Annotated in this window: 24 protein-coding genes; 14 read left to right on the top strand and 10 right to left on the bottom strand. The window is 48.1% G+C overall.

Annotated elements, in window-relative coordinates:
- The first annotated feature begins 118 nt into the window (after window positions 1-118).
- From D908_RS23165 to hldE, 4 genes are all read left to right on the top strand, one after another.
- Window positions 119-571, top strand: coding sequence for a hypothetical protein (locus tag D908_RS23165; RefSeq protein WP_420919640.1), 453 nt, complete (start codon window positions 119-121; stop codon window positions 569-571).
- A complete protein-coding gene (locus D908_RS23160; protein ID WP_420919639.1) occupies window positions 555-1,271 on the top strand; it encodes a [protein-PII] uridylyltransferase family protein in 717 nt (238 codons plus the stop codon). Before D908_RS23165 ends, D908_RS23160 begins: the two co-directional genes overlap by 17 nt.
- Complete coding sequence (gene glnE / locus D908_RS23155; protein WP_420919638.1) at window positions 1,178-2,965, top strand: bifunctional [glutamate--ammonia ligase]-adenylyl-L-tyrosine phosphorylase/[glutamate--ammonia-ligase] adenylyltransferase; 1,788 nt, start codon at window positions 1,178-1,180, stop codon at window positions 2,963-2,965. The genes D908_RS23160 and glnE overlap by 94 nt, the downstream gene beginning before the upstream one ends.
- Before the next feature lie 63 nt (window positions 2,966-3,028).
- Window positions 3,029-4,459 carry a bifunctional D-glycero-beta-D-manno-heptose-7-phosphate kinase/D-glycero-beta-D-manno-heptose 1-phosphate adenylyltransferase HldE gene (gene hldE / locus D908_RS16425; RefSeq protein ID WP_005522584.1) on the top strand — a complete coding sequence of 477 codons (1,431 nt, stop codon included), beginning with the start codon at window positions 3,029-3,031 and terminating at the stop codon, window positions 4,457-4,459.
- Between the two features lie 121 nt (window positions 4,460-4,580).
- Here hldE and tolC read toward each other — a convergent pair whose 3' ends face one another.
- Window positions 4,581-5,897 (bottom strand): outer membrane channel protein TolC, encoded by a 1,317-nt coding sequence (tolC, locus tag D908_RS16430; protein WP_005522583.1) that lies wholly within the window; start codon window positions 5,895-5,897, stop codon window positions 4,581-4,583.
- Window positions 5,898-6,128: 231 nt separating this feature from the next.
- On the opposite strand from tolC, the gene nudF reads away from it, so the two are divergent.
- The 6 genes from nudF (at window position 6,129) to parC (ending at window position 13,143) form a co-directional block, all read left to right on the top strand.
- Window positions 6,129-6,755, top strand: a complete 627-nt coding sequence (gene nudF / locus D908_RS16435) for an ADP-ribose diphosphatase (protein ID WP_001163364.1) — start codon at window positions 6,129-6,131, stop codon at window positions 6,753-6,755.
- Between the two features lie 6 nt (window positions 6,756-6,761).
- Complete coding sequence (locus D908_RS16440) at window positions 6,762-7,208, top strand: DUF1249 family protein (RefSeq protein ID WP_000080451.1); 447 nt, start codon at window positions 6,762-6,764, stop codon at window positions 7,206-7,208.
- Window positions 7,209-7,238: 30 nt separating this feature from the next.
- Window positions 7,239-8,051, top strand: coding sequence for a 3',5'-cyclic-AMP phosphodiesterase (cpdA, locus tag D908_RS16445; protein ID WP_172462038.1), 813 nt, complete (start codon window positions 7,239-7,241; stop codon window positions 8,049-8,051).
- Window position 8,052: 1 nt separating this feature from the next.
- Window positions 8,053-8,640 carry an esterase YqiA gene (gene yqiA, locus D908_RS16450; RefSeq protein WP_005522581.1) on the top strand — a complete coding sequence of 196 codons (588 nt, stop codon included), beginning with the start codon at window positions 8,053-8,055 and terminating at the stop codon, window positions 8,638-8,640.
- 330 nt (window positions 8,641-8,970) lie between these two features.
- Window positions 8,971-10,851, top strand: coding sequence for a DNA topoisomerase IV subunit B (parE, locus tag D908_RS16455; protein ID WP_000139790.1), 1,881 nt, complete (start codon window positions 8,971-8,973; stop codon window positions 10,849-10,851).
- Window positions 10,852-10,854: 3 nt separating this feature from the next.
- Window positions 10,855-13,143, top strand: a complete 2,289-nt coding sequence (gene parC / locus D908_RS16460) for a DNA topoisomerase IV subunit A (RefSeq protein WP_005522580.1) — start codon at window positions 10,855-10,857, stop codon at window positions 13,141-13,143.
- Window positions 13,144-13,187: 44 nt separating this feature from the next.
- On the opposite strand, the gene yacG is transcribed toward parC, so the two are convergent.
- From yacG to nadC, 8 genes are all read right to left on the bottom strand, one after another.
- Window positions 13,188-13,385 carry a DNA gyrase inhibitor YacG gene (gene yacG, locus D908_RS16465; RefSeq protein ID WP_000162865.1) on the bottom strand — a complete coding sequence of 66 codons (198 nt, stop codon included), beginning with the start codon at window positions 13,383-13,385 and terminating at the stop codon, window positions 13,188-13,190.
- 250 nt (window positions 13,386-13,635) lie between these two features.
- Window positions 13,636-14,376 (bottom strand): cell division protein ZapD, encoded by a 741-nt coding sequence (gene zapD, locus D908_RS16470; protein ID WP_000207201.1) that lies wholly within the window; start codon window positions 14,374-14,376, stop codon window positions 13,636-13,638.
- 31 nt (window positions 14,377-14,407) lie between these two features.
- A complete protein-coding gene (gene coaE, locus D908_RS16475) occupies window positions 14,408-15,016 on the bottom strand; it encodes a dephospho-CoA kinase (protein ID WP_005522579.1) in 609 nt (202 codons plus the stop codon).
- Window positions 15,013-15,888, bottom strand: coding sequence for a prepilin peptidase (locus tag D908_RS16480; RefSeq protein ID WP_005522578.1), 876 nt, complete (start codon window positions 15,886-15,888; stop codon window positions 15,013-15,015). Before D908_RS16480 ends, coaE begins: the two co-directional genes overlap by 4 nt.
- A 62-nt stretch (window positions 15,889-15,950) precedes the next feature.
- The gene (locus D908_RS16485) at window positions 15,951-17,177 is read right to left on the bottom strand and encodes a type II secretion system F family protein (protein ID WP_005522577.1); all 1,227 of its coding nucleotides are present in this window, start codon (window positions 17,175-17,177) and stop codon (window positions 15,951-15,953) included.
- A 38-nt stretch (window positions 17,178-17,215) separates the two neighbouring features.
- A complete protein-coding gene (gene pilB / locus D908_RS16490) occupies window positions 17,216-18,904 on the bottom strand; it encodes a type IV-A pilus assembly ATPase PilB (protein ID WP_005522576.1) in 1,689 nt (562 codons plus the stop codon).
- Window positions 18,905-18,910: 6 nt separating this feature from the next.
- Complete coding sequence (locus D908_RS16495; protein WP_005522575.1) at window positions 18,911-19,387, bottom strand: pilin; 477 nt, start codon at window positions 19,385-19,387, stop codon at window positions 18,911-18,913.
- Between the two features lie 244 nt (window positions 19,388-19,631).
- Window positions 19,632-20,522 (bottom strand): carboxylating nicotinate-nucleotide diphosphorylase, encoded by an 891-nt coding sequence (gene nadC / locus D908_RS16500; protein WP_005522574.1) that lies wholly within the window; start codon window positions 20,520-20,522, stop codon window positions 19,632-19,634.
- A gap of 177 nt (window positions 20,523-20,699) precedes the next feature.
- On the opposite strand from nadC, the gene ampD reads away from it, so the two are divergent.
- Complete coding sequence (gene ampD, locus D908_RS16505) at window positions 20,700-21,248, top strand: 1,6-anhydro-N-acetylmuramyl-L-alanine amidase AmpD (RefSeq protein ID WP_005522573.1); 549 nt, start codon at window positions 20,700-20,702, stop codon at window positions 21,246-21,248.
- 56 nt (window positions 21,249-21,304) lie between these two features.
- Here ampD and fldB read toward each other — a convergent pair whose 3' ends face one another.
- Window positions 21,305-21,823, bottom strand: a complete 519-nt coding sequence (gene fldB, locus D908_RS16510; protein WP_000690114.1) for a flavodoxin FldB — start codon at window positions 21,821-21,823, stop codon at window positions 21,305-21,307.
- Between the two features lie 167 nt (window positions 21,824-21,990).
- On the opposite strand from fldB, the gene xerD reads away from it, so the two are divergent.
- Genes xerD through recJ form a run of 3 tightly spaced genes read left to right on the top strand, consistent with a single transcriptional unit; the run spans window position 21,991 to window position 25,429 of the window.
- Window positions 21,991-22,869, top strand: coding sequence for a site-specific tyrosine recombinase XerD (gene xerD / locus D908_RS16515; protein WP_172462051.1), 879 nt, complete (start codon window positions 21,991-21,993; stop codon window positions 22,867-22,869).
- 16 nt (window positions 22,870-22,885) lie between these two features.
- Entirely contained in the window at window positions 22,886-23,638 is a 753-nt protein-coding gene (gene dsbC / locus D908_RS16520) for a bifunctional protein-disulfide isomerase/oxidoreductase DsbC (RefSeq protein WP_000115042.1), read from the top strand.
- A 51-nt stretch (window positions 23,639-23,689) separates the two neighbouring features.
- Entirely contained in the window at window positions 23,690-25,429 is a 1,740-nt protein-coding gene (gene recJ / locus D908_RS16525) for a single-stranded-DNA-specific exonuclease RecJ (protein ID WP_005522570.1), read from the top strand.
- Window positions 25,430-25,655 lie beyond the last annotated feature (226 nt).

Here is a 25,655-nt window from a genome sequence, read left to right as displayed (position 1 = left end):
GTTGTGTAACCCAGTTCAATAAAAATCAAAATAAAACGTCTACAAGGGTTCTGTAGGCGTTTTTTTTAAGCCCAAGTTTGCGATATAACTAGTGAACATTCAAAGACAAGGAAGCATTATGTCACTGCCCAGCGCGCTTTTGCCTTCAGCCGAATTGCACTACCAAACACTTATTTCCCATCATCCTCAAGTCGCAAATTGGTCTGCATCATTACTCAGTGAGTTGCACTATGTGCTCGGTTTGAGTCAGTTTGTGGCACAGACCTTACAGCGTGATGGGCAACTGTGTCAGGTGCTACCCACGTTATTAGCGCAGCCAAGTCGTGAGCAGAACTATCACGCTGAGTTAGCCCAGTGGCTAGCTGAGTGTCAGGATGAAGCCGCAGCACAGAAGCGTTTGCGCCAGTTTCGCAATCAAGAAATGGTCTATATCGCGTGGCGCGATTTTTGTGCAAGTTGGACGCTGGAACAAAGTCTCTCCCATCTTTCTCAACTGGCGGAAGCCACTGATTTTCGAGAGCTATCAATGGCTGTATCAGCGCTGTTGTCAGGAGATGGGTACACCGTGTAATGCGCAAGGTGAAGCACAGCCCATGCTGATCATCGGAATGGGAAAACTGGGTGGCGGCGAACTCAATTTCTCCTCCGATATAGACCTGATTTTCACCTATCCCGAAAATGGCGAAACGCAAGGTGCGCGCCGTTCGATTGCCAATGCTCAGTTTTTCACACGTTTAGGGCAGCGCTTGATCAAATTGCTGGATCAATCCACACCGGATGGTTTCTGTTACCGGGTGGATATGCGTTTGCGTCCGTTTGGGGACAGTGGTCCACTGGCGATGAGTTACGCGGCTTTAGAGGACTACTACCAAGAGCAGGGGCGTGATTGGGAACGCTACGCCATGATCAAAGCGCGGGTGATGGGGCGTGAAATGTACCCGCAATATCAAGAACTGCGTCAGATGCTGCGTCCGTTTGTATTTCGCCGTTATATCGACTTCAGCGCGATTCAGTCACTGCGTCGGATGAAATCCATGATCAGCAGTGAAGTGCGTCGCCGTGGGTTGAGCAACAATATCAAGCTCGGGGCGGGCGGTATTCGTGAAGTGGAATTTATCGCGCAAGTATTTCAATTGATTCGTGGCGGGCGTGAGCCGAGCTGCGTAAACGCGGCTTATTGGAAACGCTCGATGCGATTGCCGAGTTGGATCTCCTTACTGGTGAGCAAGTCCAAGATCTGTGTGATGCCTATCGTTTCTTGCGCCGATTAGAGAATCTGTTGCAAGCCATGGCGGATAAGCAAACACAAACTCTGCCCGACAAAGAAGACGATCAATTGCGCCTTGCGGTCGCGATGGGGTTTGCTGATTGGCCGAATCTGCAGCATGAAGTGAGCGAACAAATGCAACGTGTGCATAGCGTGTTTGCCACTTTAATTGGCGAGGAAGATGAGGAAGAAGAGCTGGCGGTAGCTCGTCATTTCCATGAGCTGTGGGATATGGCGCATAAACCGGAAGTGATTGAAAACATTATTCAGCAGGATCTCGGATTACCGAATGCTGAGGAGCAAATCCGTACTATCACTCAATTTAAAGAAGATCTCGCCAAGCGCACCATTGGCCCGCGTGGGCGTGAGGTACTGAACCGACTGATGCCGAAAGTGTATCAAGCGGTTTTTGCTCATCCAGAAGCGGAGTTTGGTGTTTCCCGAGTTTTAGCGCTGCTGCACAGTATCGCCACTCGGACAACCTATCTTGAACTGCTTGATGAGCACCCAGCCGCATTGGTGCAATTGGTGCGCCTGTGTACTGCCAGCCCGATGATTTCCGAGCAACTGGCGCGTTATCCGATCTTGCTTGATGAGTTGATCGATCCGCAACATCTGTATAACCCGATCCCACTTGAGTCTTATCAAACGGAATTGCGTGATTTTCTGGCGCGTATTCCGGAAGAGGATATGGAGCAGCAGATGGAAGCGCTGCGTCAGTTTAAGCAGATTTCGATCCTGCGCATTGCCGCAGCAGATATTGCAGGCGTACTACCGGTAATGAAAGTGAGCGATCACTTAACCTATCTTGCAGAAGCGATTGTTGAGGCGGTTGTGAGCCAAGCTTGGTTGCAAGTGAGCAGTAAATACGGCGAACCTACTCATCTTAAAGATCGTGATGGACGAGGTTTTGCGGTGGTCGGTTATGGCAAAGTGGGGGGCTGGGAGCTAGGTTATAACTCCGATCTCGATATCGTATTTATGCACGACTGTCCGGTTGAGGTGAACACCGATGGCGAGAAAAGCATTGATGGCCGCCAGTTCTATCTGCGTTTGGCGCAGCGGATTATCCATATTTTCTCCACTCGTACCGCATCCGGCATTTTGTATGAAGTGGATACCAGATTGCGCCCTTCTGGGGCTTCTGGATTACTAGTGAGCCCGACCCAAGCCTTTGATGAGTATCAGCGTAACGAGGCGTGGACTTGGGAGCACCAAGCGTTGGTTCGCGCACGGATGATTTATGGTGATGCACCATTGCAACAAGCATTTGCCACCACACGCCATGAGATCCTTTGTCTGCTACGTGAGGAACAAAAACTCAAACAAGACGTAGTCGAGATGCGGATCAAAATGCGCGATCACCTTGGTGGCAAAAAAGCTGGGCGCTTTATGCTTAAGCAAGATGAAGGCGGGATTACCGATATTGAATTTTTAGCGCAATATCTGGTCTTACGCTTTAGTCATCAACAGCCTAAGCTGACCCGTTGGTCGGATAACGTGCGCATTTTTGAGTCTTTGATGAATCATCAAGTGATGGAAGAATCGCAAGCACTTGCTTTGACCCATGCGTACACCAGCATGCGCGACCAGATTCATCACCGCAATTTGCTCAACCAATCGGCGGATGTGCGTGATTCACAATTTTTGATTGAACGTGAACAAGTGATACAAGCTTGGCAGCAGTGGCTCGGTTGAGCACTTCTGCCGCCTAGGCGGCTGTGATAAACTCCGCCTCAATCTGATTATTGGAGATTGATAATGAAACCAGTCCTACCTGACTACAGCAAAGCGGGTGTATTAATTGTCGGTGACGTGATGCTTGATCGTTACTGGTATGGCCCAACTGGCCGCATCTCACCAGAAGCCCCAGTGCCTGTAGTGAAAGTAGAGCAGAGTGAAGAGCGTCCGGGTGGTGCTGCCAACGTGGCGATGAACATCGCTTCTTTAGGTGGCCACGCGCACATTATTGGCCTCACAGGGCAAGATGAGCCAGCGAGTGTACTCACAGATAAGCTCACTTCGCTGAAAGTACATTGTGATTTTGTTGCGCTGCCGAATTATCCGACCATCACAAAACTGCGCGTATTGAGCCGTGGTCAGCAACTGATCCGTCTGGATTTCGAAGATAAGTTTGAGAATACAGATGCGCAGTTAATCTTATCGCGCATGGAAAGTGCTTTGCCTAAAGTCCGTGCAGTGATCCTTTCTGACTACGCTAAAGGTGCTTTAGAGCACGTGCAGCAGTTTATTCAGAAAGCCAATGCGGCTGGCGTTCCCGTGTTTATCGATCCAAAAGGTAGCGATTTTGAGCGTTACCGTGGCGCATCACTGCTTACGCCTAACATGTCTGAATTTGAAGCTGTGGTCGGCAAAGTGAAATCCGAGCAAGAGTTGGTGGAAAAAGGCTTTGCACTGATTGAACAGTTCGATCTGGGGGCATTACTGGTGACTCGTAGTGAGCACGGTATGACACTGCTGCGCCGTGGTATGGAGCCTTTCCATTTGCCTACTCAAGCGAAAGAAGTGTATGACGTGACAGGTGCTGGTGATACCGTGATTTCCGTTCTAGCGGCTTCTGTCGCAGCGGGTAAACTGTTGGATGAAGCTTGTGCATTAGCCAATGCCGCAGCGGGTGTGGTCGTTGGTAAACTCGGTACCTCGACCGTTTCTACTATTGAACTGGCGGAAGCTGTACACGGCAGCAGAGATACTGATTTTGGCGTGATCAGCGAAGAAGCTTTGATCGAAGCGGTGAAAAAAGCACAAGCTCGCGGCGAAAAAGTCGTCATGACCAACGGTTGTTTTGACATTCTGCATGCTGGCCATGTTTCCTACCTTAACCATGCGGCTGAATTGGGCGATCGCTTGATTGTTGCCGTGAACACCGATGAGTCAGTTAAACGACTGAAAGGCCCAGGCCGTCCAGTGAACAGTACTGATCGTCGTATGGCGGTATTGGCCGGCCTAGGTGCGGTTGACTGGGTTGTGCCATTTAGTGAAGACACTCCACAGCGTTTGATCGCGGCCGTTTTACCGAACTTGTTGGTGAAAGGTGGCGATTACAAACCAGAAGATATTGCGGGTGGAAAAGAAGTGATTGCAGCTGGCGGTGAAGTCAAAGTGTTGAACTTTGAAGAAGGCTGTTCAACCACGGAAATCATCGAAGCGATTAAAGGTGGTCGCGGTTAATACTGCGTCACGAATAATTCGCCGTTTATCACTCACGTGAATAAGCAAATAGCAAAAGGGGCCAATCGGCCCCTTTGTTTATCTCATTACTCTTTTTCTCACTAATCCATCTATCTATGGATTATTTCTTCGCGACTTTCAGGCCTGCGTTGACATCCATGATGTCTTGCTCACTCAGAGTGCCGATCGCTTGACGCAATTGCAGTACGCTGAGAATGTAGTCGTAGCGAGCATTAGAGAGGTTTTTGTTGGCATCGTACAGACGGCGTGTTGCATCAAGCACGTCAACAATCGTACGTGTTCCTACATCAAAACCCGCTTCGGTTGCTTCAAGAGCAGATTTAGCAGAAATCACCGCTTGCTCGTAGGCACGCAATGCACCAATCGAAGCATTAATGTTGTTGTTGTACGCACGTACATCTTTAACAACTGAACGGTAAGCAGCTTCCAAATCTTGGCTTGCTGCCACGTAAGCAAATTCAGCCTGCTTGGTTAGTGAAGTCGTGTTACCACCAGTGTACAAAGGAACAGACAGATTCACTCCGATTTTGAAATCGTTGTACTCTTCACCTGAGGTACCTTTGGCGCTGTCGTTACTGTTGTTGCCATAGTTATAACCACCATCCAGAGTCAGTGATGGTAGATGGCCTGAACTGGCTAAAGAGATATTGTCACGCGCTACATCTTGGCTGATACGAGCAGACAGTAGCGACAGGTTTTTCTGTTGCGCTTGTTCAATCAACGCATCGGTTGATTCTGTCGTGCGACTCGCAGCGAAGCGTTTGGTGTCTAATACCGCCAGTTTAGAATATTCTTGGCCAGTGATTTCACGCAGTGTTTCGTAGCTGTTAGTGAGGTTGTTTTCCGCCAACACTTCATCTGCCAATACGCCATCGTATTGTGCTTGTGCATCATGCACGTCAGTGATTGCGGATAAGCCGACTTCGAAGCGTTGTTTGGTTTGTTCTAGTTGACGGCCAACCGCGGCTTTTTCCGCACGCACAAACTCAAGATTATCTTGAGCGCGTAGCACTTCAAAATAAGCTTTCGATACGCGCAAAATTAAGCCTTGTTGGATCGCAGCGTATTCTGAGTCAGCTTGACGTGCTTTTTTCTCTGCCGTATCCAGGGTCACCCAGCTTGAGCGTTGATACAGTTCTTGTGAAAAGTTAATGCCAGCAGAGAAGAGATCACTTTCGCGTGGGTCTTGATCACTACGGTTTACATTGTAGCCAGCCGTCAGATTGATTTGCGGTAAAAGGGTACTGCGGCTTGAGGTAACAGCTTCAAACGCAGCATCGCGCTGGGCAGCTACGCTGAGTAATTGGGGATCATTGTCTTTCGCTTGGTTATAAATCTCTGCCAGGTTTTCTGCCCAAACGGCAGAACTTAGTGTGCCTAGCGCAGCACTAACAAATAATGGAAGCAGTTTTTTCATCGGTCCTATTCCTGACGTGATGTGAAAGGATTTATGCCTCAAGAGTTTAACTCAAATTGGTGGTAATTCACTCGAAACTTTGCACTTTTTTACACTTAACTGTCCACTTGTGCAATAAATTTTATGAGCCACTTAAAAAATAAGATAATTTTTATATAAAAAGTTGAGTCACTACTTGGTAGTCGGCAAATTCCACGAGTAAACTATAAAATTCATCAATAGGAGGTGCGAATGCAACACGCAAATCAGCAGCCAGTCTCTTTTAATAAGAAAGATGTCGAAATCCTTAATAAAGAGACACTGTTTAAAGGCTTTTTCCGTATGGTGAAGTATCGCTTTAAGCATAAGCGCTTTGCAGGTGGCTGGAGTGAGCCGATCGAACGAGAAATGTTTGAACGTGGCCATGCTGCTGCTATGTTGCCGTACGATCCTATTCGCGACCAAGTGGTGATCATTGAGCAGATCCGCGTGGGAGCATTAGAACATGAACAACCTTGGCAACTAGAGATTGTGGCTGGGGTAATTGATACCGAAGAAAGCTCAGAACAAGTGGTTCGTCGTGAAGCGATTGAAGAAGCTGGGCTGACTGTTGGGCGCATTGAGAAAATTACTTCTTATTATCCGTCATCGGGTGGATGTTCTGAAAAATTGGATGTTTTTATTGGTGAAGTAGACTGTTCACAAGCAGGCGGCATTCATGGTTTAGACTGTGAAGGAGAGGATATTAAAGTGCATGTGATGAGTCGCGCTGAAGCCTATCAGTTAGTCAAACAAGGGCGAATTGAAAATGGTGCTTCGATCATTGCACTGCAATGGTTGGAACTGAATTATCAGCCATTAAAAGAACAATGGCAGTAATGAGTTATGAGTCAATTGATAGCAAAAAAACCTTATCACGTTGATCTCCCCGAATTGATGCGGGTCTATGAGACCAACTACGCCAAACTGAATGCTCTGCTGCCAACACAGCCGGAGGTTGGAGAGGTGCGTTGCTATCAAGCTGCTCAAATGACCTATCAATTGGAAGTGCTAGAGGTCACAAAGTACACAACTTTGTTGGAGGTTTGTCAAAGTGATGACTTGTCAGTATTTCCATTGCCAACCATGTCTGTCAGGCTGTACCACGATGCTCGCGTGGCCGAAGTTTGCACGAGTGAACAATTAAGACGAGTGTTACCACGCTACGATTATCCGAATGAAAACATGGTGCAACCCGATGAAAAAGCGCAATTAAACCGCTTTTTAGGTGATTGGCTGACTTTCTGTTTAAAGCATGGCATCAGTCGTAGTCCAATCCCATTATCACAATAAATAACAGAGTTAGGTTTACCGATTTTGAAAGTGTCGTCTCAATCAGAGGATTCATCCATCAAGCTAATTCAGATCACGGATACGCATTTGTTTGCGGCCGAAGATGGTAGCTTGCTGAGTGTGAATACAGCTGACAGTTTTGCGGCGGTGGTTGCGGCCATTGGCGAGGAAAAGGTGGAATTTGACGCCATTCTGGCCACGGGTGATATTTCGCAAGATCATACGCCGGAGTCTTATCAGCGTTTTGTCAGTGGTATCCAACCATTGCAAAAGGTTTGCTATTGGCTACCTGGAAATCATGACTACAAGCCGAGTATGCAAAGTGTATTACCCACCGGCCAAATTCAGGCAATAGAACATGTTCTACTTGGCGAACATTGGCAAATTGTATTGCTTGATTCACAGGTGGTAGGTGTTCCTCACGGCAAACTTAGCGATCAACAACTGCAGTTGCTTGAGACTAAGCTCACTCAGCATTCTGAACGCCATACCTTAGTGCTACTGCATCATCATCCACTGCTTGTGGGTAGCGCTTGGCTTGATCAGCATACCCTTAAAGAAAGGGAGCAATTTTGGGCGGTAGTTGCTAAGCACAGCAATGTGAAAGCCGTGTTGTGTGGCCATGTGCATCAGGATATGGATCGCCTTCACTTAGGTGCTCGAGTCATGGCAACGCCTTCAACTTGTGTGCAATTTAAGCCTAATTCGCAGGATTTCGCGTTAGATAATTGCTCTCCGGGTTGGCGTGAATTGACACTGCATGCCGATGGGCAAGTAAGTACTCAAATTAAACGGCTGAAACAAGGTCGCTTCTTACCCGATTTTAACTCTAACGGATACTGATATGGCCTCACGCCCTTCGCTACTGCTCTATATTCATGGTTTTAACAGCTCGCCTTTGTCACATAAAGCGCAAGTGATGCAGCAGTACTGTCAGCAACATCGTCCTGACATCAAGGTCGTGGTTCCCAGATTGCCGAGTTTTCCTGCTCAAGCCGCGCAACATCTCTTATCTGTGGTTGAGCAATATCGTGAGGAGTATCGAATCGGGCTTGTCGGCAGTTCGTTAGGTGGTTACTTTTCGACATGGTTAAACGCTCAATTTGGATTTCGCGCGGTACTGATTAATCCCGCCGTTAAACCTTACGAGCTACTAGTCAATTTTCTAGGTGAGCAGATCAACCCTTACACTCAAGAGCACTATGTGCTCGAAGCGTGTCATATTGATGAGCTGAAAGCGCTGGATACACCATATATCAAGCAGCCAAGCGATTTTTGGTTACTCCAGCAAAAAGGGGATGAAGTGTTGGATTATCGTCAAGCCGTGGAAAAATACCGTGCTGCGAAGCAGACGGTTGAAGACAATGGAGATCACAGTTTTGTGGATTTTGAACGTTATCCAGAGCAGATCATTCAATTCCTAGGACTTTGATTGACTGGCGACTTTTGTTGTTTTCGGATTCAATCAAGGTTTTGCTGCGCAAAGCCTCATAAATTTACCTGATACTTGCGCTGTGCCCTTGACATCAGAGGGCTGCTTCCAGACTATGTTCCCCTTAGACTTTAGCGTGAAAGTGCCGACTGGTTTGCAGGGTATAAAGCGAGAATCAATCGCTAGCTTTGCCCAGATATCCAGCTTCGGTTTGCTTGAGTGAATACCTCAATTAATGCGATTTTTCGCACAATTTATGCACAAAAAAACGGGTTTTCACACAGCGCTGATAAAGTTACCAATCATTGAGCAAATAAAGCATTCCGTATTATGACTGAACAATATAATGCTGGAGCCATTGAGGTCCTCAATGGCTTAGAACCAGTGCGTCGCAGACCGGGAATGTATACCGATACCACGCGCCCTAATCACCTTGGGCAAGAAGTTATCGACAACTCAGTCGATGAAGCGTTGGCCGGATACGCCTCCAAAATTCAGGTAATTCTCCATGCCGATCAATCGCTAGAAGTGATTGATGACGGGCGAGGGATGCCTGTGGATATTCACCCCGAAGAGAAAGTCTCAGGGGTCGAGCTTATTCTGTGCAAACTGCATGCGGGTGGTAAGTTCTCCAACAAAAATTACCAATTCTCCGGCGGCTTGCACGGGGTAGGTATTTCGGTAGTGAATGCTCTGTCGAAACGCGTTGAAGTGGCTGTTCGTCGTGATGGTCAAGTGTATGAAATTGCCTTTGAACATGGCGATAAAGTCACTGAACTGGCAGTTACTGGCACATGTGGTCGCCGCAATACGGGCACCAGCGTGCATTTCTGGCCGGACACTAAATACTTTGACTCACCAAATTTCTCCGTATCACGTCTGATTAATAACTTGCGTGCTAAGGCCGTACTTTGCCCGGGCTTAGAGATCATTTTTACCGATAAGGTCAACAACAACGAGCATCGTTGGTTGTACGAAGATGGCCTGAAAGATTATCTGGCCGAAGGGGTTAAGGGTTATACCTTGCTCCCGGAAGAGCCTTTTACTGGCGAATTTACCGCACAAACTGAAGCAGCAACGTGGGCTGTGATTTGGCTACCAGAAGGTGGTGAGCTGATCACCGAAAGCTACGTTAACCTGATCCCGACTGCCCAAGGCGGTACGCATGTGAACGGTTTGCGCCAAGGTTTGCTGGACGCGATGCGCGAGTTCTGTGAATTCCGAAACCTGCTGCCACGCGGTGTGAAACTGACGGGCGAAGACGTGTTTGATCGCTGTGCTTATGTTCTGTCGGTCAAGATGCAAGATCCGCAGTTTGCTGGCCAAACCAAAGAGCGTCTCTCTTCTCGCCAATCTGCTGCTTTTGTTTCGGGTGTGGTGAAAGATGCATTCAGCCTGTGGCTCAATGAGAAACCACAACTGGCTGAACAGTTAGCAGAAGTATGTATTGCTAACGCGCATCGTCGTATGCGTGCCAGCAAAAAAGTAGTGCGTAAAAAAATCGCCTCTGGTCCTGCACTGCCCGGTAAACTGACCGACTGTACTGTGCAAGATCTTAACCGTACTGAACTTTTCCTCGTGGAAGGGGATTCGGCGGGCGGTTCGGCTAAACAAGCGCGCGACCGTGAATTCCAAGCCGTGATGCCGCTGCGCGGTAAAATCCTCAATACGTGGGAAGTTTCTGCCGATCAGGTACTTGCATCACAAGAAGTACACGACATTTCGGTCGCACTGGGTATTGATCCGGATAGTGACAATCTTGAATCACTGCGTTACGGCAAAGTCTGTATCCTTGCTGATGCGGACTCCGACGGTCTGCATATCGCCACTCTATTGTGTGCGCTGTTTACCCGTCATTTCCGCGCGTTAGTGAAAGCCGGTCACGTCTATGTTGCCATGCCTCCACTCTACCGCATCGACTGTGGTAAAGAAGTGTTCTACGCACTGGATGATCAGGAAAAAGAGGGTGTGTTAGAACGTCTTAGCCAGAAAAAAGCCAAAGTGAACGTGCAACGCTTTAAAGGTCTGGGTGAAATGAACCCGCTGCAACTGCGTGAAACCACGATGGATCCCAACACTCGCCGCTTGGTGCAATTGACCATTGATGATGCAGAAGCGACCGATGAGATGATGGATATGCTGCTGGGTAAAAAACGTGCGGATGACCGCCGTACTTGGCTGCAACGCAACGGCGATATGGCAGAGGTGTAACGAATGTCTACAGAAATCAGCTTTGATGGCGTTGAACAGTTGCCGCTGCGCAAGTTTACCGAAGACGCTTATCTCAACTATTCGATGTACGTCATCATGGACCGTGCGTTGCCTTATATTGGCGACGGTTTAAAACCGGTTCAACGACGTATTATCTATGCGATGTCCGAGCTTGGGCTTTCGGCATCGGCTAAATACAAAAAATCCGCTCGTACCGTAGGTGACGTACTCGGTAAATATCATCCGCATGGCGACTCAGCTTGTTATGAAGCCATGGTGCTGATGGCGCAGCCATTCTCTTATCGCTATCCGTTGGTGGATGGTCAGGGTAACTGGGGTGCGCCGGATGATCCGAAATCGTTCGCGGCGATGCGTTATACCGAAGCCAAGCTCTCTAAGTTTGCGGAGATTCTGCTCAGCGAATTAGGTCAAGGCACAGTGGAATGGCAGCCTAACTTTGACGGCACGATGCAAGAGCCGAAAATGTTGCCCGCTCGCCTACCACACATTCTACTCAATGGTGTCACGGGTATCGCAGTGGGTATGGCGACTGACATTCCTCCGCACAACGTGCGTGAAGTGGCGGATGCGACGATTCACTTGATCGATCATCCAAGCGCGCCACTGACCGATTTAATGCAGTATGTCAAAGGCCCGGATTTCCCGACTGAAGCTGAAATCATCACCCCAACGGTTGAGCTAGAGAAGATCTATCGCTCGGGTCGTGGCAGCGTCAGAATGCGCGCGGTATGGTGCAAAGAAGGTTCTGACATTGTGATCACCGCGCTGCCTCATCAAGTTTCTGGTGCGAAACTGCTAGAGCAGATCGCCGCGCAAATGCGCGCCAAGAAACTGCCGATGGTGGAAGATCTGCGCGATGAGTCGGATCATGAAAACCCAACGCGTATCGTGATCGTGCCTCGCTCAAACCGGGTTGATTGTGATCTGCTGATGAACCACTTGTTTGCGTCGACGGATCTGGAAAAGAGTTTCCGAGTGAACCTGAACATGATTGGTCTCGACAATCGTCCTCAGGTCAAAGGCTTAGTGCAGATCTTGAGTGAGTGGATCTCCTTCCGCCGTGAAACGGTGCGCTCGCGTCTGCAATATCGTCTTGATAAAGTGCTGGCTCGTTTGCACATTTTGCAAGGTTTGTTGATCGCTTATCTCAACATTGATGAAGTGATTGAGATCATCCGCACCGAAGATGATCCGAAAGCCGTGCTGATGGCGCGTTTCGATCTGACCGATATTCAAGCCGACGCGATTTTAGATACCAAGTTACGCCACTTGGCGAAACTGGAAGAGATGAAGATCCGCGGCGAGCAAGATGAGCTCGAAAAAGAGCGTAAAAAACTGGAAGAGCTACTCGGCTCTGAACGTCGTCTCAATAATCTGCTCAAAAAAGAGATCAAAGCTGATGCCGACAAGTTTGGCGATGATCGCCGCTCACCACTGGTAGAACGTGAAGAAGCCAAAGCATTGACCGAGCGTGACCTGATGCCAAGTGAAGCGATCACTGTGGTGCTGTCCGAAAAAGGTTGGATCCGCCATGCCAAAGGGCATGACGTAGATTGCCAAAGCCTGAACTACAAAGCAGGGGATAATTACCTCACTCATGCGTGTGGTAAGAGCAACCAGCAAGCGGTGTTCTTAGGCAGTGATGGCCGTAGTTACTCGTTAGAATCGCACACGTTGCCATCGGCGCGTGGCCAAGGTGAACCAATCACTGGACGCTTGAATGTTGCCGAAGGGACTTCTATTCGTCAGGTGGTGATGGGCGAAGAAGATCAGCTTTGGCTAGTGGGTTCAGATGCGGGTTACGGCTTTGTGTGTAAAGGCGATGATCTGCTGTCGAAAAACCGCAGTGGTAAAGCGTTGATCAACCTGCCGGAAAACTCGGAAGTGATGACTCCACAAGTGATTGCCGATCTGGATAAGGATGAGATCTTAGCCATTACCAACCAAGGTCGCATGCTGCTGTTCCCGATTAAGGATCTGCCGCAACTGAGCAAAGGTAAAGGCAACAAGATTATCAATATTCCAGCGGCGAAAGCGAAAACCCGTGAGGAAGTGTTGTCGAACCTGATGGTGTTACCGCAAGGTGCATCAATTACCCTGTATGCGGGTAAACGCAAACTGGGCTTGAAGGTAAGTGATCTGGATAACTTCCGTGGTGAACGCGGCCGCAGAGGTGGCTTGCTGCCTCGTGGTTTACAACGTGTCACGGCGATTGAAATAGAAAATTCAGCTGAGCCGAGCAAAACGAACAACAGCAACGAAGAAGAATAGAAAAGAGGAGCCATTTGGCTCCTCTTTTTTACTCGAAAGTTGATTTAATACTGATCTTCCGACCAACCATCACTGTCAGACATATCGGGTGCACCAGGAATGGCTTTTTCTTCATCCGCCCACTCGCCAAAATCAATCATTTGACATTGTTTGCTGCAAAATGGGCGGTGTGGGCTCTGCTCACCCCATTCCACATCAGTGCCACATTGTGGGCATTTCACTATGGTGAGTTTTTTGGTCATAACACAGTCCTATTAGTCAGGATAAATATCCCCTTCCCACTTGAAGTCGTTGCGGTGTTGGCTGTGTATGTTCATCCCAATGACATCGTTATTTATGTCCATGGGGATGTGCTGATTTGCCACCAATCTGCAACGCCAAGTAGTTTGGGTATAGATTTCATGCTCGTTAAACATGATAAGGCCTTATTCTGAATTTGAAAGGAACAAGAGCCAGAGAAAAAGTCACAGAGAATAGAGTTGCATTTGGAAACTAGCAGCAAACCGCCAAATCAAACGCTACATCTTGGGTGCAGGCTTGTCCGCTGTGAAAATCAATAAACTTAATGGCAAAACGGTTCTTATGCCCAGAAATCATTGGGTAAACACCGTATTCAAGCGGAATAGCAAGGCGGAGAATATTGGCATCTTCCGCATCACTTTGATAGAAACCATTATTGGCCATACGCGAGCGGTAATGCCCCGTTTCACGAGTTAATTTAAGCCAAAGTTTGAGTGCATTAGACAGTGGAGTTAGTGTTTTCATCCACTGTTCGGCATCACGTATTTTGCGCTCCAGCGACAGGTGTAGCCAATAATGCAGTGCAGGTAAATCAAAACAGCAAGAACCACCCGGTAAATTAAAGCGCTGACGAATCGCACTGAGAAAACGATCTTCCTTTAAGGATTGACCAAAACGCTCCGCGCTCATTAAATCACGGTGTACCTCATCGACTTCGGCAAGAAGCGATTTCAGCATCTCTTGATCCACGCCTTCCACATTCAACCAACTGCGGTAGGTTAAGCGCTGCTTTTCCATATCTTTCGCCAGTTCACTCTTTAGTTGGATCTGCTCAAAAATGTCGAGCATGTCGAATAGAGAACGAAAGAAAAGTTGATGTTGAATACCATCAGTGAAAGTGGACGCTCGCTCCATCTGATTAAGCAGGGCTTCTACACGCAAGTAGATGCGTGTTTTTTCATTGAGAGGGTGTTCAAACTGGTGCGTGGTCATTGGGCTAGCCTTGGATTATTTGCACTTATTCTCACAAATTTTGCCTGCTCATGGCTAGATACTTTTGGTGCAATAGTGTGATTTGAGGCAAAAGTTTCTGGTTTTTTGCGTCATTTTTGAGCACGTCATCGGCGATGGCCAAACGTTGAGCGCGTGTGGCTTGAGCAGCAAGGATCGCTTGTGCTTGCTCTATCGAAACATTATCGCGTGCTATGGTTCGCTCTATCTGGACATGTTCTTCCACGTCCACCACCAGAACGCGATCAGCCATGTTTTGCAATTGGTTTTCTACTAAGAGTGGCACAATCAGCAGCGTGTAAGGTGATGTGGTTTGGGCAAGTGCCTGTTGCATACGCTGGCGGATCATCGGATGTAGCAGTTGATTGAGCCACGTTTTTTGCTCTGGATCGGCAAAGATACGTTCACGAAGTGCAGTGCGGTTGAGAGAGCCATCTTGATTCAAGATAGTTTGACCAAAATGGGCGGTAATCGCTTTTAAGCCATCGGTACCCGGTTCAACGACCTCTCGGGCAATCACATCGGCATCGACTAGATCTATGCCAAAGTGCTCGTGAAACAAATTGGCAACCGTGGTTTTGCCACTGGCGATGCCTCCGGTCAGCGCGACAACAAAACTCATAATGGTTGCCCTACCCAAGAGGTTAAGTACCAGTCAATCACCGTATTGCCCCATAGTAAGGCAATCCACCCAGCAATGGCTAAATATGGGCCAAATGGGAAAGCTTTATCTATGCCTTGTTTCTGTAGGCGTAACTGAATTAAACCGAAGAGAAGACCAACCACAGACGAGAGCAGTACGATGACTGGCAACTGTTGCCAACCCAGCCAAGCTCCAAGAGCAGCGAGCAATTTGAAATCCCCATAACCCATGCCTTCTTTGCCAGTCAATAATTTAAATAACCAGTAAATCGACCAAAGAGAGAGGTAACCGGCCATTGCACCAATCACTGCATCGGTAAGCGACACCGGGGACAGTTCAAACAGGGCTAACGCAATGCCACTCCACAGCAGAGGCAAAGTGAGCTGGTCAGGCAACAGCATAGTATCGAGATCGATAAACGTAGCTGCAATCAGTACATAGCTAAACAGGAGTGCAGCAACCGCAAAAGGGCTAAAACTGAGCTGAGTAGAAACCATTAAACTCACTAAAGCGGTGAATAACTCAATTAAAGGGTAGCGGGCACTGATCGGTGCTTTGCAGTGTGAGCATTTTCCTCTCAGTGCAAGCCAACTGACTACCGGAATATTATCAATCACTCGAATGGGTGTTTGGCAATGTGGGCAGGTTGAGCGCGGCAAACTGAGTGTAAGCTGGCCTTCTGGTGGGCTTATTCCATATTCCGGAAAGCTGGCCGCACAGTCGGCACGCCACTCACGCTCCATGATTTTCGGTAAGCGATAAATCACCACATTAAGAAAGCTGCCGACGATAAGCCCAAATAAGGTAGCCAAAACCGGAAACAGCCAAGGGTAGTAGAAAAACAGTTCCATCCGATATGCTCTAAGCGAATTAATGGCGCGTTTCTGCACGAGACTCGCCTTTTGCCGCCATACTAACCCAATACACTCATTAAGTTAAAGATAGGCAAGTACATAGCCACGACCAAGCCACCCACGACAGTGCCAAGAAATACGATAATCAAGGGTTCAAGGATTTTACCTAAGTTATCGACTGTATTATCGACTTCAAATTCGTAGATGGTGGCGACCTTGTTGAGCATGTCATCCAATTGGCCTGATTCTTCACCTATCATCACCATTTGCAGCACCATCTCTGGAAAGGCTTCGGTATTGCGCATTGCAATGTACATGGGCATACCCGCGGCAGTATCTCGGTATACTTCGTTGATTGCAGTTTCAAAGTGCACATTGCCAGAGGTTTTGGCGGTGGTTTTTAAACTGGCGAGGATCGGAATACCCGCTGCAAAGCTTGTGGCGAGAGTTCGGCTGAATTTGGCGATCGATGCCTTAGTCAGCACATTGCCGATAATTGGAAATCTCAGCCCTAACCGGCTGGTCTTTAAGCGAATCTGAAAAGAGTTTTTACGTAGCGCTTTGAGTCCAAATATTGCAGCTCCAATCGCGGCAAATGCCCATAGGCTGTATGCCTGAACCCAATGTGAGAGTTTTAACACTTGTTGAGTAAACCAAGGAAGCTCCGCCCCAAAGCCTTTAAACATGGATTCAAATTCAGGGATAACCATAGTGAGCATCAGGTAAGAAACCCCTAAAGCCACCAGTACCACCATGCTTGGGTAGATCAATGCTTTGATCACCTTGGCGCGAAGTTGTTCACTTTTCTCACGATAGGTAGCCAAACGTTCAAATACTTCGGGCAGATTGCCGGACATTTCTCCCGTTTCCACCAGATCGACATACAAGGCATCGAAATGGGTGCTCGCAGTGCGCATGGCTTTTGAAAGTGGTGTTCCTGCTTCAACGCCTTTGGTGATTTGTGCCAAGATCGATTTCATCTCAGCCTTTCTATGGTTATCTCCCACCAGTTTGAGCGCTTGCACAATGGGTACACCGGTTGTGAGCATGGTGGCCAATTGTCGGGTGAGAATGGTGATGTCTTTGCCTTTGACGCGATGAGTAATACGCGCAAACACGGAAACACTGCCTTTCTTGATTTTTTTGATTTGAATGTGTTGTTCTTTTAGTTTGTCGCGCACCTCTAATTCGGTTAGCGCCAACATCTGTCCGGAGACTTTTTTTCCGTTGCTGTTGATACCTTTCCAGCGATAGTTTTTCAAGGCTACATTTTGGGTCGCTTTCATGTTCAGGCTCGTTATTGCAGGGTTACAAAATAAAATGGTTAAAAATAAAGCACACGCTGTAGTTCGGCAAAACTGGTGATGCCTTTACGCAGCTTTTCAAGGCCGGACTCTTGCAAGGTTTGCATGCCATTGGTTTTGGCTAAACTTTCAATTTGGTGAATGGTGGCACGGCGCATAATCGCCTCTGCCAGTTCAGTATTAAATGCCATGACTTCGTAGATGCCGACTCGTCCTGAATAACCACCGGTACATTCGTTGCAGCCTGCCGCATTCGCTTCATACAAAATTTCTTGAGGCTGAAAGGCAAACTGATTTTGCAGTATGGCTGATGGACGTACCGCCACTTTGCAGTGTTTACATAAGCGGCGAGCAAGGCGCTGGGCGATAATCAAACTAAGTGATGAAGCGAGGTTAAAGGGTTCAACCCCCATGTTGGCTAAGCGAATGACGGTTTCTGCAGCTGAGTTGGTATGCAAAGTTGAAAGCACCAAGTGACCCGTTTGCGCCGCCTTGACCGCAATTTCAGCGGTTTCCAGATCGCGTATTTCACCGACCATCACCACGTCGGGGTCTTGGCGTAGAAAAGAGCGTAGTGCTTCGGCAAAGCCAAAACCGATTTTCGGTTGCACCTGCACTTGGTTAATGCCGGAGAGGTTAATTTCCACCGGATCTTCGGCGGTGGAAATATTAATTTGCGAGGTATTAAGAATGCGCAGTCCAGTATAGAGTGAGACGGTTTTGCCGCTCCCAGTCGGCCCCGTCATCAATATCATTCCTTGCGGTCTTTTTAGTGCATTGAGATAAAGTTGCTTCTGCTGCGGGTTGTAACCAAGCTTATCAATATCCAGATTTGCAGCACTGCTATCGAGCAGACGCAATACAATTTTTTCACCCCACAAGGTGGGTAAAGTTGATACGCGCATATCAATCGCAGTATCACTATTAAGGCGCAGCTTTATTCGGCCATCTTGTGGCAAGCGGCGTTCAGCAATGTCCAGTTTAGAGAGAATCTTAATTCGGGCGGCTAAGCGACGGCTTAAATGGCTGGCAGGTTGTTGGGTTTCCACCAAGATCCCATCGCAGCGCAGGCGAATGCGATATTGCGCTTCATAAGGCTCGAAATGAATATCCGAAGCTCCTTTACGCACCGCATCCAGCAGCACTTGGTTGATAAAGCGGCTGACTGGAGAGTCGTCTTGGCTTAGATCTTCAATTGATTGAAGTTCTTCATCCCCGACTTTGACGAGATTGGCTAGTTCATCTTGGCTGATCTCTTTACCTTGGTTGGCAGCCCCCTGAATGGAACGGCCATACAAACGACGAATGGCTGCTTGAAGTGCACGATGATCTGCGAGTGCCAACTCCACTTGCAATCCGGTGGCAAAGCGAAACTCTTCTTCAGCTTGCAGTAAAGTGGGGTCAGAGACGGCGAGTTGAAGCAGATTGCCTTGTTTGGCAATGGGGAGCGCTTCATAACGGGTAATCAGCTCGCGTAAACCAAGTTGTTGGCAGAGATTTGGGTAATCGTAGTGGCTTAAATCGGTTTCCGGTAAGCCGAAAATATGGCTGATTTGTTCAGTGAGTTCTTGAGCGTGGAAAATACTTAACTCTAGCAGCGCTTCCGGCACCGAAGTGCCAGAAGCGCTGACTTGTTCGACCACCGCTTGTTCTTGCGTCGAGCTGATTAACTCAGCCTGACGCAAGATAGCAACAAGATTGGTGAGCATTGGTACTTAGTCTGGGCAATAGGACGTTTGAGCTGTTCCGTTCTTATCTTTACATGAGTTTGCCCATTCAAGGCCTTCTGCCTTGTATGTGGCAGCCATAATGAAAGATTCATTCTGTGCGATAGGTCCTTTATTGGCTGCAGCTTTTGCCACAACAGCAATTGCGCCAGAAACGCTCGCATCGGCAGCTTTCTTCACTGTAATTTCGATCTGATTTAAAGTGAATGTTGAAGGAACGCCATTACTTCCAGAAATACAGTTGGTTCCAAAGCTAGTTGAGTCGGAAGAGTTTTCATGAGCACAAAGTTCTACAGCTAGTTTGGCTGCTGCTGCTGCTTTAGGGAACTCTGACAATGTCGCTTTCTTTGTGTAGTCTTGGTATGCCGGTACAGCAAAAGCTGCCAGAATCCCAATAATCGCCACCACAATCATCAATTCAATTAAGGTAAAACCTTTCTGCAGTTTGTTTTTATACGCTTTCATAATTCCCTCCGTAGGTGTTTGCGTATGAAGCGCTGTGAGCATATGCCTTGGCGGATGGAGGGGAAATCGAATCACAAGCGCTCTTCGAGGCAAATAAGGTTTTAACTCACTGATTTGCATAGTGAATGCAAAAAACTTCGAGTCAGTTAAAAGCTTATATTGGAAAATCAATGTTTTGAAAGAAAAACAGGAGGCTGAAAGCCTCCTGTTAACTAGTTGAAATATTTGAGGTTAGTCTCAAGTATTACGACTTGAAACGCATCGAGAGATCTAAGGCTTTGAGGTGCTTGGTCAGTGCACCAACCGAGATGTAATCAACGCCCGTCTCGGCGCACTCTTTCAGGTTCTCTAACGTGATATTGCCCGAGTTTTCCAATGCGGCGCGCCCTGCGTTAATCACGACCGCTTCACGCATCATCTCAAGGCTAAAGTTATCCAGCATTACGATGTCAGCGCCGGCATTGATCGCTTCTTCCAATTCAGCCAAAGTTTCAGTTTCCACTTCCACGGGTTTGCCCGGATTAAGCTGTTTTGCGGTCTGGATGGCCTGAGTAATGCCACCACAAGCAATAATGTGGTTCTCTTTAATTAGGTAAGCATCAAATACGCCGATTCTATGGTTATAACCACCACCACAGGCTACTGCGTATTTCAATGCGCTACGTAGGCCGGGAATGGTTTTGCGCGTATCAAGCAGTCGACACTGCGTGCCTTGCAGCTCTTGTACATAACGAGCCGTAATAGTTGCGCAACCAGAAAGGGTTTGAATAAAGTTCATTGCATTGCGCTCACCAGTGAGCAGAATGCGAGCCGGGCCGGTTAAGGTGCATAAGGTTTGATTAGGCGAGAGTGTATCGCCATCTTGCACATGCCACTTAATAGTGACTTGACCACCGAGCTGCTTAAACACTTCATCCGCCCACAATTGGCCACAAAATACGCCCGCTTCACGAGTGATGATAGTCGCGGTGCTGATGCGACCGGCTGGGATCAGGCTTGCGGTAATATCGGCGGCAGGATCGAGTGTTCCCCCTAAGTCTTCCTTGAGAGTATCTATCACGCTGCGAGTAATATCGGCAGGCAGTTGCTGTTTCAGGTACGCAAGGCGATCCTGACTGTTGTGAGTCTCTTTCATCGCAAGTCGAATGTCCGTGTTAATTGCAGTATTAAACCTAACGGTGCCATGATACTGGCTGTCGCCTAGAAATTCAGCCTCTAATCTCGCATTTCGCCCGCAGCGAGGTAGAATCTGGCGCATGTTATTTGGGTGAGCAGGTTTTCAACCAATGAGATATCAAATGAAGGAGCAAGGATGATTGATCACCAAGGCTGGTACAGCCGAGCCAGAATAGTACCTTCTCCGCATTGCGATGAACGTAGTGATAGTGAGGATGTTTCACTGTTGGTGGTACACAACATCAGCTTACCGCCCGGACAGTTTGGTGGCCCATACATTGAGCAGTTTTTCCTTGGCCAACTGAATGCTAATGATCACCCATTTTTTTCTGTGATCGCCAAGATGCGTGTTTCAGCACATTGTGTGATCCGCCGTGATGGAGAAGTAGTGCAGTTTGTGCCGTTTCATCAGCGAGCGTGGCATGCAGGAGTGTCATCTTTCGCTGGGCGAGATAAATGTAATGACTACTCGATTGGGATTGAGTTGGAGGGGAGTGATTTTGTCCCATACACGGATGCGCAATACCAATCTCTGACCGAGCTTACTCAAACATTGATGGTGCGTTATCCGCAGATCACTCTGCCGCGTGTTACGGGTCATCAGTATATTGCACCATTGCGTAAGACTGACCCCGGCCTGGTTTTTGACTGGCGACGTTTTCGCGTGGGGTTGGTTTCTCGATAAAGTTGTATTCCTTCCCCGATTAGGGGAAGGAATTTTAACGGTTCAGCTGGTTGAAGCTAAATAGCGTCGTGATACTCAGTCAGCACTTGTTCAACCCAAGTCGCGATACGCTCATCACTCAAGTCATATTGCGAATCTTCATCCAGCGCAAGACCGACAAAGTGTTGGCCATCTTCGGTCAGGGCTTTTGATGCTTCGAACTCATAACCTTGAATTGGCCAATAGCCAATCATTTTAGCTCCGCTCTTCTTGATCTGGTCGTGCAGTAGCCCCATCGCATCCAGATACCATTCGCCATAGCCTTCTTGATCGCCTAAGCCGAATAACGCGACGTACTTGTTTTTTAGCGACACGCCATCGATGTGATCCCATACCGCACTCCAGTCTTCTTGAATTTCACCGAAATCCCACGTTGAAATGCCCAGCAGTAAAAGATCGTAATCACTCATTAAAGTGAGCGGAGAATCTTTTACATTGTGGATGTCCACTAGCTCTTCACCAATAATGGCGCGAATTTTCTCCGCGGTCATTTCGGTGTAGCAGGTGGTTGAGCCATAAAATAGACCAATCTTCATCAATTATTTGTATCTGTCTGCGAAGGAATAGCAAATTCTAACCATAAAAATGATCGGAATGCAGCCAATATCCTGCATCACGCGCTTTTTTATGCTATTAAACGCGCTGTAAAGATATAGCTAAAGCTGAGGATAGAGTGAGCGAAGCCTTGTCTCCCGATCAGGGATTGGTAGAACAATTTTTAGATGCGATGTGGTTCGAGCGTGGTTTGGCGGAAAATACCGTTGCTTCGTATCGTAATGATTTGAGCAAACTACTGGAGTGGATGGCACAGCATCAGTATCAGCTGGATTTTATCAGTTTCTCCGGTTTGCAGGAGTACCAAAGTTGGTTGTCGGAGCAGAATTACAAACCAACCTCTAAAGCCCGTATGCTTTCTGCTATTCGCCGTCTTTTTCAGTATTTACATCGTGAGAAGGTACGCGCTGATGATCCTAGTGCGCTGCTGATCAGCCCAAAATTACCGACTCGCTTACCGAAAGATTTGACCGAAGCGCAAGTTGAAGCGCTCCTAAGTGCGCCAGATCCACAAACACCGATTGAGCTGCGCGATAAAGCCATGCTCGAACTGCTATATGCTACCGGTTTGCGAGTGACGGAACTGGTGTCGCTGACCATGGAAAACATGAGTTTGCGCCAAGGTGTAGTGCGAGTGATTGGTAAAGGCGGTAAAGAGCGACTCGTACCAATGGGTGAAAATGCGATTGAATGGATTGAAACTTTTTTGCAGAAGGGGCGGTCTTTACTCCTGGGGGAGCAGACGTCAGACATTGTTTTCCCTAGTAGCCGTGGTCAACAGATGACACGTCAAACGTTTTGGCATCGCATCAAACACTATGCGGTGATTGCAGAAATTGATGTTGAGCTGCTCTCACCTCACGTGCTGCGCCATGCGTTTGCGACTCACTTGCTCAATTACGGAGCGGATCTGCGGGTGGTGCAGATGCTGCTTGGGCATAGTGATTTATCCACCACACAAATTTATACTCATGTCGCGACTGAGCGGCTTAAACAACTCCACAACGAGCACCATCCAAGGGCTTGAAAATAAGGTGATTTTCATGAGCGTACTGCGCCGACTAAAATGGCTGGCATTTCCTTTACTGAGTATTGCATTCAACGTACAAGCGAGCACCGCACCAACCCAGTTCAATAAAGCCGAGCTTGAACAGCGTTTTGCCAAGCTTGGATTACAGGTTCAAGACATCAAACCTGCTGATATTAAAGGCTTGCTCGAAGTACAGACTTCCGGCGGGATACTGTTTTCCTCACCGGATGGTGAGCATTTTATTGCAGGAACGCTTTATGCGCTGGACGCTGATGGTAGCTATGTAGATGTGTTGGCGCAGCGCCAAGCTCCGCTGAATGCTAAGAAGCTGGCTGCGTTACGAGACAGCATGATTGAGTTCAAAGCACCAAATGAAAAATACGCGATTACCGTGTTTACCGACATCACTTGTGGTTACTGTGTGCGTCTGCATAGCCAGATCCAAGACTATAACGATTTAGGTATTACTGTACGTTACCTTGCTTACCCACGTCAGGGACCAAAAGGTCAAGTGGCAGATCAAATGGCCGCAATTTGGTGTTCTAATGATCCAAAAGCTGCGATGCACGATGCGAAAGTGAATCGTAAAACCATTACTGCCGATAAAGATATTGCTCAGTGTCAGCAGACTATTGCACAGCACTATATGCTCGGTCATGAGCTAGGTATTAGCGGCACACCAGCGATCTTCTTGCCAAATGGTGAAATGGTCGGCGGTTACTTGCCTGCACCACAACTGCTGCAACGCCTGCAAGCCACACAATAATCTCCAATTAATTAAGGAAACAGGCCAGAGGTAACTTTGGCCTGTCACAGCATGATAGAAATACAGCGACGCCCTGAACCCGATCTCTCTCTTCTTCCTGACACCATAGCTCCTCTATTGCGCAGGCTTTACCTCAACCGTGGCGTGCGTGATATCGTGCAACTCGAAAAAGCCGCCAAAGCACTGCACTCATTTAAACAACTGCATGGCATTGAACGTGCGGTTGAGCTGCTGTTCGCAGCGATTGCCGAACAAAAGCGCATCATAGTGGTAGGGGATTTTGATGCCGATGGCGCGACTAGCTCGGCACTTTCGGTATTGGCGCTGCGCATGTTGGGTAGTCACAATGTGGATTACTTGGTGCCGAACCGTTTTGAAGATGGTTATGGCCTCAGTCCAGAAGTCGTTGATCAAGCGATTGAGCGTGGCGCAGAGATGATCATGACGGTGGATAACGGAGTTTCTTCGCTAGAAGGTGTCCGTTACGCCAAGCAGAAGGGCTTGCAAGTTCTGGTGACCGACCACCATTTACCGGGGCAAGAGCTGCCGGAAGTGGATGCCATGGTGAACCCTAATTTGCAGCAGTGTGCTTTCCCTTCTAAGGCGCTTGCTGGGGTGGGCGTGGCGTTCTATCTGATGATGGCACTCTGCGTACACATGCGTCAGCAAGGTTGGTTTGCCGCGCAAGGCATTGCCGAACCTAAATTGATGGAGCTGATTGATTTAGTGGCGCTTGGCACAGTTGCCGATGTAGTACCGCTGGATGACAACAACCGCATTCTGGTACATCAAGGTTTGCAGCGTATTCGTGCAGGCTTAGCACGTCCCGGTATTCAAGCACTGATTGAAGTGGCCAAACGCGATGCGCGCCGTTTGGTGGCTGCCGATTTTGGTTTTGCACTTGGGCCGCGAATTAATGCGGCGGGGCGTTTGGATGATATGTCGTTTGGTGTCGAACTGCTGCTGTGTAACAACATTCATGCCGCGCGGCGTATGGCCAGTGAACTGGATGGCCTTAATCAAACGCGTAAAGAGATTGAAGAAGGGATGAAGCAAGAGGCAGTCGCGTTTTGTGAGCGATTGCAACTGAGCGATGATCGCGAATTACCTTACGGTTTAGTGCTGTTTCAGCGCGATTGGCACCAAGGGGTGATCGGCATTCTGGCTTCGCGCATCAAAGAGAAATACCACCGCCCGGTGATTGCATTTGCCGAAGGCGGCGATGGCAAACTCAAAGGCTCGTGTCGTTCGGTTCCCGGTCTACATATGCGTGATGCGCTGGATAAGATTGATACCCAAAATCCGGGCATCATCCTCAAGTTTGGTGGCCACGCGATGGCGGCGGGTCTCACCATTGAAGAGCAGAATTTTGAGCGTTTTTGCCGACTGTTTGACAACTTGGTGCGTGAAGAGCTGGATGAAGCAGCACTTAAAGGCATTATTCTCAGCGATGGTGAACTGAAACCGGAAGAGTTTTCTCTGCATACGGCCGAGATGCTGCGTGCAGGAGGCCCGTGGGGACAAGCGTTTCCTGAGCCACTGTTTGATGGTGAATTTAAAGTGCTGCACCAAAAACTGGTGGGTGAAAAGCATCTCAAACTGATGTTAGAGCCGCTGTATAAAGGTTTTCCCACCAATGTGATGATTGATGGTATTGCGTTTAATGTCGATTTACGCCGCTGGCCGGATGCGTCAGTCAAGACGGTGCGTTTGGCTTACAAACTCGATATTAACGAGTTTCGTGGGAGTCAGTCTTTGCAGCTCATGATTGATCATATCGAAGCGAAGTAGGTTGGTATTGAAACTCTTAGATGCTGAGTGATGGAATTTGTCGGCAAACCATGTCTTCACAATCACAAAAAGTGGTTTACAGCGTGTGGTTGAGCAAGGTGCAGTTAGCCTAGAGGGTGAGATGTGCCTTTAGGAGCGAGCTCGAAGCCAGTAGCATTCATAGTCGTTGCCGTGTTTGACCTAGGTTAATTAGTAAGCGTTTTCCTTAATAACTATTTAGTAAATG

Origin of the sequence: Vibrio mimicus CAIM 602 (assembly GCF_000338875.1) — a bacterium.
GTDB lineage: Bacteria > Pseudomonadota > Gammaproteobacteria > Enterobacterales > Vibrionaceae > Vibrio > Vibrio mimicus.
Note: the sequence above shows the minus strand (reverse complement) of the source record. Positions and strands in the feature narration are given on the sequence as shown.

Bases quoted from the DNA above. Each gene is read 5' to 3' on its own strand.
- D908_RS23165 (WP_420919640.1), top strand. From the start codon at position 119: ATGTCACTGCCCAGCGCGCTTTTGCCTTCAGCCGAATTGCACTACCAA.
- D908_RS23160 (WP_420919639.1), top strand. From the start codon at position 555: ATGGGTACACCGTGTAATGCGCAAGGTGAAGCACAGCCCATGCTGATC.
- hldE (WP_005522584.1), top strand. From the start codon at position 3,029: ATGAAACCAGTCCTACCTGACTACAGCAAAGCGGGTGTATTAATTGTC.
- tolC (WP_005522583.1), bottom strand. From the start codon at position 5,897: ATGAAAAAACTGCTTCCATTATTTGTTAGTGCTGCGCTAGGCACACTA.
- nudF (WP_001163364.1), top strand. From the start codon at position 6,129: ATGCAACACGCAAATCAGCAGCCAGTCTCTTTTAATAAGAAAGATGTC.
- D908_RS16440 (WP_000080451.1), top strand. From the start codon at position 6,762: ATGAGTCAATTGATAGCAAAAAAACCTTATCACGTTGATCTCCCCGAA.
- yqiA (WP_005522581.1), top strand. From the start codon at position 8,053: ATGGCCTCACGCCCTTCGCTACTGCTCTATATTCATGGTTTTAACAGC.
- parE (WP_000139790.1), top strand. From the start codon at position 8,971: ATGACTGAACAATATAATGCTGGAGCCATTGAGGTCCTCAATGGCTTA.
- parC (WP_005522580.1), top strand. From the start codon at position 10,855: ATGTCTACAGAAATCAGCTTTGATGGCGTTGAACAGTTGCCGCTGCGC.
- yacG (WP_000162865.1), bottom strand. From the start codon at position 13,385: ATGACCAAAAAACTCACCATAGTGAAATGCCCACAATGTGGCACTGAT.
- zapD (WP_000207201.1), bottom strand. From the start codon at position 14,376: ATGACCACGCACCAGTTTGAACACCCTCTCAATGAAAAAACACGCATC.
- coaE (WP_005522579.1), bottom strand. From the start codon at position 15,016: ATGAGTTTTGTTGTCGCGCTGACCGGAGGCATCGCCAGTGGCAAAACC.
- D908_RS16480 (WP_005522578.1), bottom strand. From the start codon at position 15,888: ATGGAACTGTTTTTCTACTACCCTTGGCTGTTTCCGGTTTTGGCTACC.
- D908_RS16485 (WP_005522577.1), bottom strand. From the start codon at position 17,177: ATGAAAGCGACCCAAAATGTAGCCTTGAAAAACTATCGCTGGAAAGGT.
- pilB (WP_005522576.1), bottom strand. From the start codon at position 18,904: ATGCTCACCAATCTTGTTGCTATCTTGCGTCAGGCTGAGTTAATCAGC.
- D908_RS16495 (WP_005522575.1), bottom strand. From the start codon at position 19,387: ATGAAAGCGTATAAAAACAAACTGCAGAAAGGTTTTACCTTAATTGAA.
- nadC (WP_005522574.1), bottom strand. From the start codon at position 20,522: ATGAAAGAGACTCACAACAGTCAGGATCGCCTTGCGTACCTGAAACAG.
- ampD (WP_005522573.1), top strand. From the start codon at position 20,700: ATGATTGATCACCAAGGCTGGTACAGCCGAGCCAGAATAGTACCTTCT.
- fldB (WP_000690114.1), bottom strand. From the start codon at position 21,823: ATGAAGATTGGTCTATTTTATGGCTCAACCACCTGCTACACCGAAATG.
- dsbC (WP_000115042.1), top strand. From the start codon at position 22,886: ATGAGCGTACTGCGCCGACTAAAATGGCTGGCATTTCCTTTACTGAGT.
- recJ (WP_005522570.1), top strand. From the start codon at position 23,690: ATGATAGAAATACAGCGACGCCCTGAACCCGATCTCTCTCTTCTTCCT.